General features: G+C 39.4%; 14 protein-coding genes. 1 reads left to right on the top strand and 13 read right to left on the bottom strand.

The genetic code is table 11. From position 1 onward, the window contains the following. Nucleotides 1-55: 55 nt before the first annotated feature. From LRP81_RS04240 to LRP81_RS04190, 11 genes are all read right to left on the bottom strand, one after another. Nucleotides 56-3,181: a bacterial Ig-like domain-containing protein gene (locus LRP81_RS04240; protein ID WP_230500010.1), complete on the bottom strand. Its 3,126-nt coding sequence runs from the start codon at nt 3,179-3,181 to the stop codon at nt 56-58. Then, nucleotides 3,151-4,161 (bottom strand): bacterial Ig-like domain-containing protein, encoded by a 1,011-nt coding sequence (locus tag LRP81_RS04235; RefSeq protein ID WP_230500009.1) that lies wholly within the window; start codon nt 4,159-4,161, stop codon nt 3,151-3,153. The genes LRP81_RS04240 and LRP81_RS04235 overlap by 31 nt, the downstream gene beginning before the upstream one ends. A gap of 199 nt (nt 4,162-4,360) precedes the next feature. Further along, on the bottom strand, nt 4,361-4,729 hold the full coding sequence (locus tag LRP81_RS04230; RefSeq protein WP_230500008.1) for a DUF423 domain-containing protein: 369 nt from the start codon (nt 4,727-4,729) through the stop codon (nt 4,361-4,363). A gap of 259 nt (nt 4,730-4,988) precedes the next feature. Continuing rightward, nucleotides 4,989-5,285 carry a hypothetical protein gene (locus LRP81_RS04225; RefSeq protein WP_230500007.1) on the bottom strand — a complete coding sequence of 99 codons (297 nt, stop codon included), beginning with the start codon at nt 5,283-5,285 and terminating at the stop codon, nt 4,989-4,991. 114 nt (nt 5,286-5,399) lie between these two features. Continuing rightward, a complete protein-coding gene (gene mnhG / locus LRP81_RS04220) occupies nt 5,400-5,768 on the bottom strand; it encodes a monovalent cation/H(+) antiporter subunit G (protein ID WP_230500006.1) in 369 nt (122 codons plus the stop codon). Further along, nucleotides 5,746-6,030, bottom strand: a complete 285-nt coding sequence (locus tag LRP81_RS04215; RefSeq protein ID WP_230500005.1) for a Na(+)/H(+) antiporter subunit F1 — start codon at nt 6,028-6,030, stop codon at nt 5,746-5,748. Before LRP81_RS04215 ends, mnhG begins: the two co-directional genes overlap by 23 nt. Then, nucleotides 6,030-6,506: a Na+/H+ antiporter subunit E gene (locus tag LRP81_RS04210; RefSeq protein WP_230500126.1), complete on the bottom strand. Its 477-nt coding sequence runs from the start codon at nt 6,504-6,506 to the stop codon at nt 6,030-6,032. The genes LRP81_RS04215 and LRP81_RS04210 overlap by 1 nt, the downstream gene beginning before the upstream one ends. Nucleotides 6,507-6,546: 40 nt before the next feature. Beyond that, nucleotides 6,547-8,037 (bottom strand): Na+/H+ antiporter subunit D, encoded by a 1,491-nt coding sequence (locus LRP81_RS04205; protein ID WP_230500004.1) that lies wholly within the window; start codon nt 8,035-8,037, stop codon nt 6,547-6,549. Continuing rightward, nucleotides 8,030-8,368 (bottom strand): Na(+)/H(+) antiporter subunit C, encoded by a 339-nt coding sequence (locus tag LRP81_RS04200; RefSeq protein WP_230500003.1) that lies wholly within the window; start codon nt 8,366-8,368, stop codon nt 8,030-8,032. Before LRP81_RS04200 ends, LRP81_RS04205 begins: the two co-directional genes overlap by 8 nt. A gap of 2 nt (nt 8,369-8,370) precedes the next feature. Beyond that, the gene (locus LRP81_RS04195) at nt 8,371-8,793 is read right to left on the bottom strand and encodes a Na(+)/H(+) antiporter subunit B (protein ID WP_230500002.1); all 423 of its coding nucleotides are present in this window, start codon (nt 8,791-8,793) and stop codon (nt 8,371-8,373) included. Continuing rightward, nucleotides 8,780-11,200, bottom strand: a complete 2,421-nt coding sequence (locus LRP81_RS04190) for a Na+/H+ antiporter subunit A (RefSeq protein WP_230500001.1) — start codon at nt 11,198-11,200, stop codon at nt 8,780-8,782. Before LRP81_RS04190 ends, LRP81_RS04195 begins: the two co-directional genes overlap by 14 nt. Nucleotides 11,201-11,425: 225 nt before the next feature. Between LRP81_RS04190 and LRP81_RS04185 the strand changes: the two genes are divergently transcribed. Beyond that, complete coding sequence (locus LRP81_RS04185; protein WP_230500000.1) at nt 11,426-12,112, top strand: universal stress protein; 687 nt, start codon at nt 11,426-11,428, stop codon at nt 12,110-12,112. A 117-nt stretch (nt 12,113-12,229) separates the two neighbouring features. On the opposite strand, the gene LRP81_RS04180 is transcribed toward LRP81_RS04185, so the two are convergent. Further along, nucleotides 12,230-12,793 (bottom strand): tyrosine-type recombinase/integrase, encoded by a 564-nt coding sequence (locus tag LRP81_RS04180; RefSeq protein WP_230499999.1) that lies wholly within the window; start codon nt 12,791-12,793, stop codon nt 12,230-12,232. An 821-nt stretch (nt 12,794-13,614) separates the two neighbouring features. Beyond that, complete coding sequence (locus LRP81_RS04175) at nt 13,615-13,902, bottom strand: YwdI family protein (RefSeq protein WP_230499998.1); 288 nt, start codon at nt 13,900-13,902, stop codon at nt 13,615-13,617. Between the last annotated feature and the right edge of the window lie 4 nt (nt 13,903-13,906).

The raw sequence follows: 13,906 nt of genomic DNA, 5'->3' as shown, positions 1-13,906 counted from the left end.
TAGACTGTTACATCCAACAGTCATATCCGCTCTTTTGTCATGGTTTTTGAAATGATTATTTTACTGTTATCGTGGTATTGCCTTCAAAAACTAGCCCGTTATCCAATGAACCTGTCACTTTTATTGGAATATTTGAGCCTTTTTCTACTTTTTTTGCAAGGTCTTTGACTGAAAATTTGAGAACAAGTTTATTTTTTTCCATTTTCACCTCAACTGGTTGGAGTTGATTATTGAGATAAATGGACTCTGTTTGTATCGAATCCACAGAATATCCTGCTGGAGCTTCCAGATGTACGGTAGCAACCGGACCTTTCCCGTTCCCATTTGCCCCTTTCGTATTAAGAACCTTCGGAGTAAAGGAAATGTTCGCTTCCTCCCCCACTAACTGAAGGAAATCACCGAGTATGATACTTCCATCCTCTGCTCTTTCAAAAGGAAGGACAGGCTCCAAGCTTTTAAAGCTTTCCTCGGATAGAACAACTCCTTTGTTGTTTTCAGAAACAGTCCCATTAAAGAAAAAGTTCTTGTTAGAACGTAGATGAGCTGGATAAACATCTCTTACTTGATAATCTCTTTGAAGTGATAAGAACCCGTTAATGGTAAAGTCTGTTTCAATATGGGAGTAGGTAGTAAAGCTTAGGTTGCCTCCTCCGTTATTGAAGGCAATATTATCGATTGCGATGACGCCAGGATTACTGTTGCTTGTAAAGCCATATGCACCATTACCGAAGGCGATACTATTTTTTATCACATGAGGAACATGGATCCCTTCCCCACCTAGCTTAAAGCCGTTTTGGTCACCTGCTCCAACCGTTCCATCAGTCAAGAATCCATTGTTATATGCGATACTGTCTTCTATCACAACAGCTCCAATTGCACCGGTTCCTGCTTTCGCATACAGATCCCAGCCGTCATCGATATTATTGTGTGCGATACATCCTCTAAAGATATTTCCTTCACCAGCTGTCAACTTTGCTGCAAACCCATCTGCATTGTTGTCGGATGGATCACGGTTATCGAAGGCTGTACTGTTTAGTATAAGATTATGGGATGGCCAATCTGCTTTGTTGTCAGAGCCGTCCGTACGACTTATTTGAAGGCCAGTATCGCCATGTTCATAAAATCTGCTGTTTTCGATGATATTATGGCTTCCACCAACTGTGAATCCTTTCGTATTTCCTGCAGAACGTGCAAAGTCTAGACCCTCAATATGCCAGTAGTTCCCACTAAGTACTACCCCTTCCGTTCTTTTATTAAAATCAATGACTGGCCTTGTACCAGGTGCAGCGACTAGGTGTTTCCTTGCCTCTTTTGTACCGTCATTATACTTCTTAATATCTAGCTTTCCTTTTCTTACATATTGCCCTTCCGTCACAATGATTTTCTGACCTTCTTTTACATAAGCAATTGCCGTATCAAGGTCGAGCGGAAAGCTTTCTGTCCCTGTGCCATTCGGTGTTCCTTGTGGGGAAACGAATATGTCTCCTCCATCCCCAAATGTTTTCATCGCCACTGTAAAATTGGTGATCAATTTTTTATAAGAAGTTAGTAATTCTGTATCATCTGGAAGATAGGTGATCGTGAAATTGGTTTTTCCATTGGCCACAATGTCAGTCGGAACCGTTAGTACCTCACCTGCTACCACTTCCACTTCTTGTGCAATCATATTCAAGCCTTGTCTAATTTCTGCAACACCGTCTACATTGGTTCTTATTTTTAATTCGTATTCCTCTTTTGACGTTTTGTCTAAAGAGAGTATTTCTATTTCTGGAGTAATAGGCTCTTTAGGTGGTGTTACTTTTGGTGCGTCTGATGCAGTTGCTGAAACATTAAATTGAATATCACTCACTTCAATCGTTGCTAGCCGTGCGGCATAAAATCCTACATAAATCTTATCATCCTGCACTTGCAATAAATCAGGTTCATAAAATAATGCTTTTTCTCCATCATTTAATTGGGCTTCATACCCGCTATTTGTTTTAGCTAGGGTGAGTTGATATTCTTTTTCTGGATACGTGTTGTTTGGCTGCGGCTTTTCTGAGTGAAGCATTTTGCTTTGAATACCTTTGCTCCCCGCACCATCAGGCGACTCAACGCCTGTTCGGATGAACCCTTGCGTTCCATTGTCATTTCTCGTACCACCACTGTAGCCTCCAACACCTGCAATGTTAGACGCAAATACGCTGGCGTCTCTCGCCGGACCTATCGCATCACGCGCCATAATACCAAAGGATTCCTGACCATCATGCGGATTTTTTGCATATTCTTTTACATTAATATTGGCTGTAAGATGAAAATTATCTTCTAATGCATCCACTTCTGTATAGTAAAAAATAATGCCATCATGGTCTGCGGTTACTTTTCCCCCACCTTCAAGTGCAGTCAATTCCACCACTCCATTATCTTTTACCTCAAGAAAATTTCGTGCATCTGAAGAAGATTGTCCAAATCGGATAGATTTCCATTCATATACTTGATTTTCCCTTACTGTTACAAGAAAAGTTATTGCTTGAATTGTAGCATCTTGAGAGCTAATGACTACTTCATACTCACCTGGAATACTCGTATTGACGTTGGATGTATCCAAGCCAAATTCATTTCCTGCCAATGTCAGGCGTTCTCCATTGTCAAAAACTCTGGAAACCTCCAACTCATCAAATTCCAACTCCTCCCCTACAAAGTAAGTCGTTTTTGGGTAGGTCGTCACTTCCATTCCTGTAACTTCTTTTTCTTTTACCTGCACTGTAAAGGTGGAAGTAATTCCTTTATGAGAAATCGTAATTTTCTTCTCCCCAGGAGAGGTGGTGTCAAGCTCTGACGTTTGAAATTCTCCTCTCATCAAGCGCACAGCAGAGCCATCACTGTAATGGGCATACACTGTAATCCCATCCAGCTTCAACTCTTCCTCCATAAAATAGAGTTGCTTTTCCGGAAGCTTTCTAATTTCCAAGCTTTCGATAAAAGCATCCTTTACCTCGATATCAAATTCAGTATAAATATTCTCAAAACCTAAGCCAGCTACTCTAACTGTATGTACGCCTGGCTCTTCAAACACATATTCGTCTGCTGCCTCTCCTGAAATGGTAATGGTGAGATCTTCATGAGAAAGAGCTTCTCTTTGATGTCCACTATTATATTCCGCTTCTACTTCTATTCCTTCTGCATCAAAAGAATCTCCCACATAATAAATTGTTTTAGCTGGAAATAGATGATATCAACTGCTGTTATATTCAGAGATAGAATTGTTATATCTAGCGTTGAACTTGCCCCAAGAAAATGGATAGTAACCGTATTCGGACCAGGTGTGATACTATCAAATCCAGATACAATATACTCATCCTCTGTCAGTAGCCTTTCTTCTCCCCCTTCAAAAACGACTGTAACTGCAAGACCTTGAAGGTTTAAACTCTCCCCGATTAAATACTCTTTCTTCATTTCGCTGTCGTTGATAAATAATTCGTTAACCTGCCTATCATCGATTACTATTTCTAAATCTTGAAAAACGACCTCCGCATCCCTCGCTACATAGATACCTGCAAACAGCTGATCTGAGAAAAGCTCTTCTATTGTCACAATTTCACTTTCCCCATTAGACGTTAGGACATACGTCTCACCAGACTTTTTGATAGATAAGTCATAGACCTCGCCTGACAACGGAACAGCATTTTCAGAAAAGGTCTCCAATTTCGTTTGGGTACCTTTTTTATTAAATCCTTTCATCACTGTATCTAATGCCCCTATTGCCATGTAACTAGAAGTGTGGGTACTAGAATCACGATGGCTTCCTATCTCATCCTTTAGCATTAATCCAAATGACTTTTGATTTGGAGTGCTAATTGAACCATTGCTGTTGAAGCTGATTACCTTAGCCTTTGCTCGTAATTCAAAGTTTGTATCTGCTGGAACCTCTTTGAAATAAAAAGACATCCCCTCATCACTACTTGAAATTTTCCCTCCAGTAGCTGTCAAAGTGATTCCATTATCCACAGCTTCCGGTTCTGGGTTCCGTTCCGCACTCGTGTTTCCACCGAAAGCAGAAAAACTCCATTCCTCGTCACTACCATTTACTAACCCTTGTGCTATTGCCTGTCCATTCAAACTAGAAATAATTAATAAGAATGCCATAAAAGATACAAGTCGCCTATAATATTTTCTCTTCAAAAAAGTACCTCCTAGTTTATTTTGTAAACGCTTACAATTACTGCCACACGCCTCCTTTTTCTTTATCTCCTACTATCATAAAGTAAACATAATAATCAGAATATTATGTACCGTCTGCTTTCCTGTACTAATCTAACATGATGATTATAAAAAAAGAATCTGACTATGGTATCGCCATAAGTCAGATTCCTCCCTTCTCTTATCCCTTCACTGCAGCGATGATAATGAGCACCCAACCAATAAGGAAGGCAACTCCACCGATTGGAGTGATTGCTCCTAAAATTTTCACACCTGAAAGTGTGAGAATGTACAAGCTACCAGAGAAAAATATAATCCCGATGAAAAATGCCCATCCAGCAGTTGTTAATAGGCCCGTGCTACTAAATCGATCCATGAGTAGTGCGACAATAAACAATCCACCAGTGTGGAACATCTGATATGTGACCCCTGTTTTCCAAATCTCAATCATTCTTTCCGAAACTTTTCCCTCAAGACCATGAGAGCCAAATGCCCCAAATGCAACTGCAAGAAATGCATTAATCGCAGCAAGTATGATAAATACGTTCATAACAATTAGTCCACCTTTCCAAATACGTTTCTGTAATGAATTATATAGCATTGTGGAAAAGTGACCAAGTATGTATGCAGAATCGTTGCTGATTTGACACAAACGCAGCGTAGAAACCGGCAAAATCTCGTACCTCAACCTGGAAATGCCAGTCTGAAAATATCTAAATCATCGGAGGAAATCTCCAAATCAAAGCCATAAATCCTAAAACTCTCCATAAAAAATACCCCACCGCAAGCTAGGAGCGGTCGGGTATGGGTTATCTGGAATTAAGATAAATTTGCAAAGCGTGTTTCAATTCGCGTTCTTTTTTGGTTGTTTCTATATGAAAATGATCGCCATCTATGTTAGATAAGAAATCGTAATAGCCGTGTGTGTGCAAAAATTCATATACACTTGTGACGTCTTCTCTTGGGGAGAGCAGATACTTCTGCCCCACAAAATCCCCATTTACGTAAATTTCGTAACGATCATGGGAGAGCTTAGTGCTGGAATCAAAGTTGCCATTTAGCATAGCAGCCACTCCAAACATTGAACCCTCTGTACCACCAGGCATGTCAAACACCTCCAATACTATCCGGGGTGTTAATAGTCTTGGTAACTGGACCGTTTTTAATCTGGTACATTAAGGTGGATTTTCCTGCAGCATCTCACCTGACTAGAGGTATTATTAAGACGACGCACTGGAATTTGTTTTCTTCTCTTCCTCTTCTTTATCCTCAAACACTAATCTATCTGTTTGTGTATTCGTTAAATAGGCTGCCCTTGTAATCATATGACCCGCAACTGGAGCAGTTAGAAATACAAAGAAAATTCCTAGCAATAACCGTACACTTAAATATCCGTCGGTCAGTAGAAAATAAAGGAATGCACCAAGCAACGTAAACAACACTCCCAGTGTCGCACTTTTGGTGGAGGCATGTGATCGGGTATATACATCAGGCAAACGGATTAAACCGAAAGAGCTCAGTAAACTAAAGGATACCCCTAATAAAAAGAGGATGGATACACTTACTTCAATTATCACGGTTGCGTTCAATGACAACACCTCTTTCAATAAACCTTGCAAATGCAATGGTTCCAACAAAAGACAGAATTCCGATCAGAAGGATGACCTCTAAGAAAGCATACGTCTTTAACAATACGGAAATAACAGCAACTGCTGCCACTAAGTTAATTCCGATCATATCCAAAGCTATGACACGATCAGGCATGGATGGTCCCTTCACGACCCGATAGATAGCGGCAATAATGGATATGGTAAGGGCAATCAGTACGATCATTAATACCTTCTCAAACATTATCGGGTCACCTCCATTATCGCTTTTTCGAATGTTTCCTTTGTCTTTCTTACACTATCACTGGAAATGGGAATGTCCATGGCATGCATCGTAAATTCCTTGCCGTCCTGTGAAATTTCCAATACAACTGATCCAGGGGTCAACGTGAGGAGCAGTGCAAGTAGGGATACTTCCCATTCCCCCTCTAACTCTGTTTGAATTTTAAAGATGCCAGGAGTTATGTCCAGTTTCGGTTTCATGATTTGCCTAACTACTAGGATACTGGATTGAATTAACTCATAGGTAAAAATCGTAACCAGCTTTAAAATGGCGTAAATTTTTATAAAGTAAAAGGATGTTGAGAAAAATCTCCTCATGGAAAACAAAATTACTAACCCTACGAGATAACCACTGAAAAAAGTGACAGGGTCAAAGGTATCGTTTAAGAACATCCATAAAGTTGCAATTGTTAAATTTATTAGCAGCTGAACGGCCAAATTACTCACCACTTTCCATCACATTATTGTTGATTGGTTTTTATGGGATAGGGTTATTACCAAATACGGCTTCTATATAAATACTTGGATCTAACAAGCCTTCCACCGCGATACTAACATAATCATGAATACCTTCCGCTCCAAATCCAAGAGCGATGGTTAAGACTGTAAGGAAGGCAATTGGGAGAATGACCCTTTTGGTCGAACCCTTCTCCATTTCAATGCTCATGTTCGTTTCACCCCAGAAACCATTCATAAAGATCTTCATGACGGAGTAAAGGACCATTAAACTAGTCATAAAGCCAATTGCTCCTAGCCAGAACAATTCTGCTTCAAAGGTACCTCTTGTAATAAATATTTTCCCTACAAAGCCACTGAGCGGTGGAATACCCGCTAATGATAAGGCTGAAATGAAAAACATCCAGCCAAGGTATGGGTGATTCCGAATAAGTCCACTAAATTCCTTCAGTTTGGCTGTACCTGTAAGTGCGATGACAGTACCTCCAATTAAGAAAATAAGGCCTTTAATAATAATATCGTGGATCAAGTAGTAAATAGATCCCAATAATCCGCTATAAGTAAAAGCAGCAAGCCCTGCTACAATGAGCCCCACTGAAACGATGACATTATACGCCAATATTTTTCTAATATCCCAATAGGCAATTGCGCCAATCGCACCTAAAATCATGGTCAAGGCACCCATTATTCCAATTAACACATGGGTGATCTGTGGTTCATGGTAAAAAATCAGGGTGAAAACTCGGAATATAGCATATATACCAACTTTTGTGAGCAATGCACTGAAAATAGCTGCAACTGCAGTTGGAGGCGCACTGTATGAGCCAGGTAACCAGAAGAACAATAATAACGCTGCTTTAAGACTGAATACTATCAAGAATAGGATAGCGATGGTCGTTAATAATCCATCCTGCCCTGCCTCTGCTACTCTTAGAGATAGGTGTGCCATATTTAATGTTCCTGTTACCCCATATAGGTAGGCAAGTGCCACTAGAAACAAAAAGGAGGAAATGACATTGATCAGGACATATTTAAAGGATTCACGCAGCTGGCCTTTCGATCCTCCGAGTGTAATAAGAACGTAAGAGGAAATAAGCATCACTTCAAAGAAAACGAATAGATTAAACATATCCCCTGTTAAAAACGAACCATTAACGCCAGTCATTAAAAATAGGAAGAAAGGATAGTAATAGTGCTTTTCTTTATCATTGCCAATCGTAAAAAACGAATAAACAAAGCAGGCAAGTGCCACTAGAAATGCGGCTACTAAAAGCAGTGCCGCAAACATATCTGCGACCACTGTAATTCCAAATGGTGCTTGCCAGCCTCCAACTTGAATGGACTGGATGCCTTCTGACTTTATCTGATGCATCAACATCATGGCTACAAAACCCGTTGACAGCAAGGCAATTACTCCAAGCCATTTCTGGAGGGTTATATTTTTCCGGAAAACAACCATAATCATTCCGCTTATAAAAGGTATAATGATCGGTAATATGACTAAGTTATTCATCTTCAGAACCTCTCAATTTATTTAAATCATCAGTCCCAAGCACTTGATAGGTACGAAATGCAAGTACAAGGAACAGGGAAGTAACCGCAAAGTTTATTACGATTGCAGTCAAAATTAATGCTTGTGGCAAAGAGTCTGTAAACGATAGGGTATCCACACCAAGAAGCGGTGGCCCCCCAGATTTTAATCCTCCCATTGTCAAAATAAGAAGGTGGACTCCATGACCTATGATCGCAGTTCCTAATATGATGCGTAGCAAGCTTTTGGTGAGGACCAAATACGTACCTATCGTAAAAAGGACACCAATTAGGAGAGCCATTAATGTTTCCATATCTAATCAGCCTCACTTATGCTTAATATGATAGTTACTGCTGTACCGATAACTGCCATTGCCACCCCGATATCAAACAAGACGGCAGTCGCCAATTCCACTTCACCAAAAATAGGAAGCTCAAAATAATCAAAAGTTTGACTTAAAAACGGGGCATCAAAAAAGAATGACCCCACTCCTGTCAGCACCGCCAAAAGGACCCCAAGTGCTGTCATAAGTTGAAAATCTAACGGCAAATACTTCTTCACCGTTTCCACATCAAATGCTAAAAATAACAAAACGACGACAGAAGCAGTTGCCAATCCTCCAATAAATCCTCCACCAGGATTGTGATGTCCAGCAAAGAACAGGTAGATGGAGAATGTTAAAATAATAAATGTCGCAATCTTTGTAACGGAGTGCAATAAAATATCATTCGGTCTCATTCGTTCCACTTCCCTGCTTTCTTAATTTAATCAACGTATATACACCTAGACCAGCAACACTTAACACAAGTATTTCCAGCAAAGTATCAAAGCCCCGGAAATCAACCAAAATGGCATTTACCATGTTACGTGCACCTGCGAGCTCGTAGGAATTTTCAAAATAACTGGATATTGGTTCAAACAATTTATTTCCTTGAGCAGAAAGCGCAAGCAAGGTTACTGTAATCCCAACACCTAAAGATATGATTAAGTTGGTTATGCGAAATCTAACTCTTGAATGTTCTTTTTTAAATTCGGGTAGATGATAAAAACAGAGCAGGAACAAAGCAACTGTCACTGTTTCTACAATCAATTGGGTCAAGGCAAGGTCAGGAGCCCTGAATATGACAAACAGAAGCGCTATGATGTATCCTAGTGCACCAACAGAAATGATGGCTGTCAACCTAGACTTGGAAAATAAAACTCCTAGAGCAGAGATAACAATTCCAATCACTAAAATTACTTCATAAATACTGATAGGAGCATTATTAGAGATATCTAGTGATACGCCTTTTAATACCCAAACACAAGTCAATAAAGCTATGCTAAAGAACGCAAAAATGTATACTAGATAATCCCTAATAAAGCCTGTCATATAGTTGTTTGTAATTCCACGAGCAACTGTCTCGGATTTTTCAAGAGCAGCATTATACACACTGTTCAAAGAGAACCACTCCGGCAGGGTATAAAATACCGAAGACCACTTCTTATGAGATAAATAAAGCAGGGTTCCAAAAATGACAATTCCAATAGTCATAAATAATTCTGTATTAAAACCATGCCATGCTTCTATTTTTGTAATGAACTCAAAGGCACCATCTTGGGTAAAGCCTGGTAAAATTGCAGCAAGTGAAGGCTTTAGCAAGCTTTGTCCAATGATATTAGGGAAGAAAAAGATAATCACCACTAATGACGATAAAACAATCGGTGGAATAAGCATTCCAACTGGTGCCTCATGAGCCTTTTTCTCCAATCGCTCTGGCTGATGCTTACCAGCGAACGTTCGGAAAATAAGAATCATACAATAAACAAAAGTGAATACACTTGCGACCCAAGCAATGACAGGGAACATAATACCAAAGGTTTCCATGCTGAATATCGGTAATTCGCTTGCTCTCAAGACACTTGTAAAGAACATTTCTTTACTTAAGAAACCATTGAATGGTGGAAGTCCTGCCATCGCAAACCCACCTATTATAGAAAGGGTGAAAGAGATCGGCATAATCGTCATTAATCCACCGAGCCTGCGTATATCACGAGTACCTGTTTCATAGTCAATAATTCCTACTACCATGAAAAGAGAGCCTTTAAAAGTAGCGTGGTTAATAAGATGGAACATTGCGGCTCCAGTAGCAACTGTATACATTGCAGACTCTTCCGTAAATCCAAATGCCATGGATGCAGATCCAAGTCCAAGTAAGCTCATGATCAACCCAAGCTGGCTTATGGTAGAATATGCAAGCAGCGCCTTTAAATCTGTCTGTTTTACCGCATAGAATGAACCCCATATCATAGTGATCATCCCTACTACCGAGACAATCCAGAACCATTCAACTGCCCCACCGAACACAGGTGTAAAACGGGCTACAAGGTATATCCCAGCCTTGACCATAGTTGCAGAGTGGAGATATGCGCTAATAGGTGTTGGTGCCTCCATTGCATCAGGAAGCCATATACTGAAGGGAAATTGAGCTGACTTGGTAAATGCCCCAAGTAGAGTTAATAGCATAGCCGGAACAAATAATGGGCCAGACGTAACATCATTCATTTGCGAAATGATTTCTTGTACGCTGTTTGTCCCAGTCATCATGGAAAGCATGATAAAACCAGCAAGCATCGCCAGACCACCAAAAATGGTGATGAGCATCGATTTCTGTGCACCATAACGGGACTTTGGACGCTGGTACCAGTAGGCAATTAATAAGAAACTAGAAATGCTGGTGATTTCCCAAAAAACATAAAGCACGAAAATGTTATCAGAGAAAACGAGACCAAGCATTGCTCCCATAAAGAGCAAAAGATAAATATAGAAATTATGAAGCGCTTCTCGTTTTTTTGCCATATAATAGATGGAATATAAAATAACAAGTGCACCAATCCCTGTAATCAGTAAACCAAATATTAAGGACAATCCATCAACATTCGTGGTGAAATTAATCCCAAGTGAAGGCATCCATGCCAAAGTGGTGTATATTTTTTCCCCACTAGAAATTGGTGTTATATACTGAAGCAAATAGATAAAGATAATAACAGGTATAGGCATTACAAACCATCCCGTATGTAACTTATGGGAATACAATTTATACAAAAACGGGACTAGTATGGCATATATAAATGGCAGTAAGATCATTATGTGTATCCAAGACACGATAATTCCTCCTTACATCAAGATTTAAGGTTTTATCGATTTATCCCAACTTATTTCAATATGGGACAACCAAAAAATTTCATCCCCCAAGAAATCTCCGTTTTGGGTAAATATGGATGGGGTATTTATTGAAATAAGATTGACAGTAATGATGGCATGAGCTATATTCATAAATAGTTTGTAGGAATATACGGAACCCCTAATTTATTAAGAGGTGATTAGAAATTGAAAAAAATTAAAGGGCGAATGGATGAAAGCATTCTAGTATGTGTTTATTACGGACCAAATGGCGAAAGACTCATTAAACGCGGCTGTAAAATCGCAAGTATGCTCGACTGCCCTCTTTATATATTGACAATCGATCCGAAGGGCTATGATGACTTAGATGCTGAAAAATCGGATTATATTGACCGCTGGAAGCAGCTTGCAGAAGAGCATAACGCCGAAGAGTTTATTTTAAAAGAAAACGAAAAACGTCCTGTTACAAAGGTTATCGCAGAAGTTGCAAGAGAAAAGCACATTACCCAGATTGTTCTTGGTCAGACTGCACAAAGCCGTTGGGAGCAAATTACAAAAGGGTCTATCGTGAATACTCTTTTAAGGGAGATCCCTTTTATTGACTTGCACATCATCTCTGTAGCACGTGCTTTAAAAGACCATGAAGGGCATTTTGAAAAAGGCTGTAGAGCATATCTTCAAAATACAGCAGATGGGTATCGATTAAGCTTCAACCATACAAAAGATGTTGACTTTGAAGGTATCTTCTTCAAAGAAATCGGTACCGACTTTAACAACGGAATTTTCAAGTTCATGATCGATAAGAAGACCTTGCAAGTCCACGTTACCGAAGATCTTGTTACCGAACCAGAAAAGCTCACAGATGCTATTAATGAGCATAAAGAATGTCAATAAGCCGATAAACCAATTGTTGCCTTTGCAGCAGTTGGTTTTTTTCTTTCCTTCATAGGCTACCCAAAAATTAACTTCACACTATAATTTTCCTTACATCATCCACTTACATTTATATAATCATAGGTTTACATCCAGTTTTATTGGATGGTTCTCCTCTTTGTTTATTCCTATATAACGCATTGTTTCAGATGGGGAATGATGGCTGAACAAAGATTTTAAAATAGAAATAGCAATCCCTTTCCGGTATGCATGATATCCAAACGTCTTCCGGAGCGTATGTGTTCCGATCTTACTTGTAATCCCTACATCCTTTGCGGCAGTATTAATAATCCGGTACGCTTGCTGCCTTGTAATAGGAAGATTATTTTTTCTTGATTTAAAAAGATAATCTTCGCTTGTAAGGGGCTGCCTATCCAAATACTTTCGCAATGCAGTCTTTACCTTATTATTAAGATAGTAGGACTTTATTTCATCAGTCTTCCCATCTTTCACACAAAGAAAATCCTTTAATCCATTTTCATTACGAATATCAGATACTTTTAGCTGAAGTAAATCACTAATCCTGATACCAGTATTAATCCCTAAAACAAAAAGCAAGAGATCTCGCAATGATTGATTCTGTAGATTACATTTTATCGCTTCAATTTTTTCAATTTCTCTAATTGGGTCTACATATTCCATCAGATACTCTCCATTTTTTAGGTTACTTAATATGCAGTATAACATAAATTATGTAACATTAAAAACATATTGCTTTTTTCTTAAGCTCTTTTCTAAAAGATTGTTTTGGTAACTCTCCTCTGTTCGGACAATTTCTTTAAGAAGACAAATTTTTCAAACAAATCATGCTGTTTTAAGGACATAAGTGGAGGTTTTTCGGACAAACGCTAACCTACTTTATTTTTTCTCATCTATCACTAAGAATTATTAAAATATGTTCATTTATGTATTAAAAAAGTGCCATTCCAGGCACTTTCAGACTGTTGACAAACCCAAATTATTTTTAGATTTGTATTTAACTGTTGATCTTCGTTGCAGACGCTTCGCTTTCCGCGGGCGGTCCGGGAACCTCCTCGGGCTGCGCCCTGTGGGGTTTCCCATGTCCCTTCCTCCCGCAGGAGTCTGCGCGTCTTCCACTACGATCAACAAGGGAATTGCATGGATTTAAATAAAAATGTACCTTTGTCTACACACTGAAAGTGCCATTCCAGGCACTTTTTATTTTCGGACTATTTTATTGATCTTTCGGACAAATTTCATCTGTTTATCGCTCTTCCCATGCCTAACTATTGGTAAATGTCCTCTGATTCGGAAAATTTCAATCTTTATTTGGACAAAGCGACCATTTATTCGGACAAATCATGAAAGTTTTCGGACAAACACTAAAACGGGTTGTCCGGGAATTTCTTCTGGCTTGCTCTTTGTCCCTTCCTTCCCCCGCGTCTTCGCTTTCTTTCACTACGAAAAACTGAAAGCTTGGAATAAGAGCTTCGTGACACTTACTAAAAATCAAATAGCGAGTCCCCATTAGCATCTTCTTCTATATATCTATTGGCGCCATTATTGGAGATCTGTGATGGTGGGGCAAGAGAATGTGCTTGTACAGAAGGGCTATACTCCTTCTTAACATTCCGATGGACAGGTGCCTCCACGTCTGTCTCTAAAGCTAGTTCGCATAATGATTTCATAGCGGCAAGATGTTCCCGCTTTTTTTGCACATTTCCTGTATCCATTGCTTTTTCAAGTTCTGCCTCTAAGCGGGCCAACACCTTATCAAGAGTTATGCTCAATTGT

Source organism: Sutcliffiella rhizosphaerae, from assembly GCF_917563925.1.
Classification (GTDB): Bacteria; Bacillota; Bacilli; order Bacillales; family Bacillaceae_I; genus Sutcliffiella_A; species Sutcliffiella_A rhizosphaerae.
This window is presented reverse-complemented; position numbering and strand designations above follow the sequence as displayed.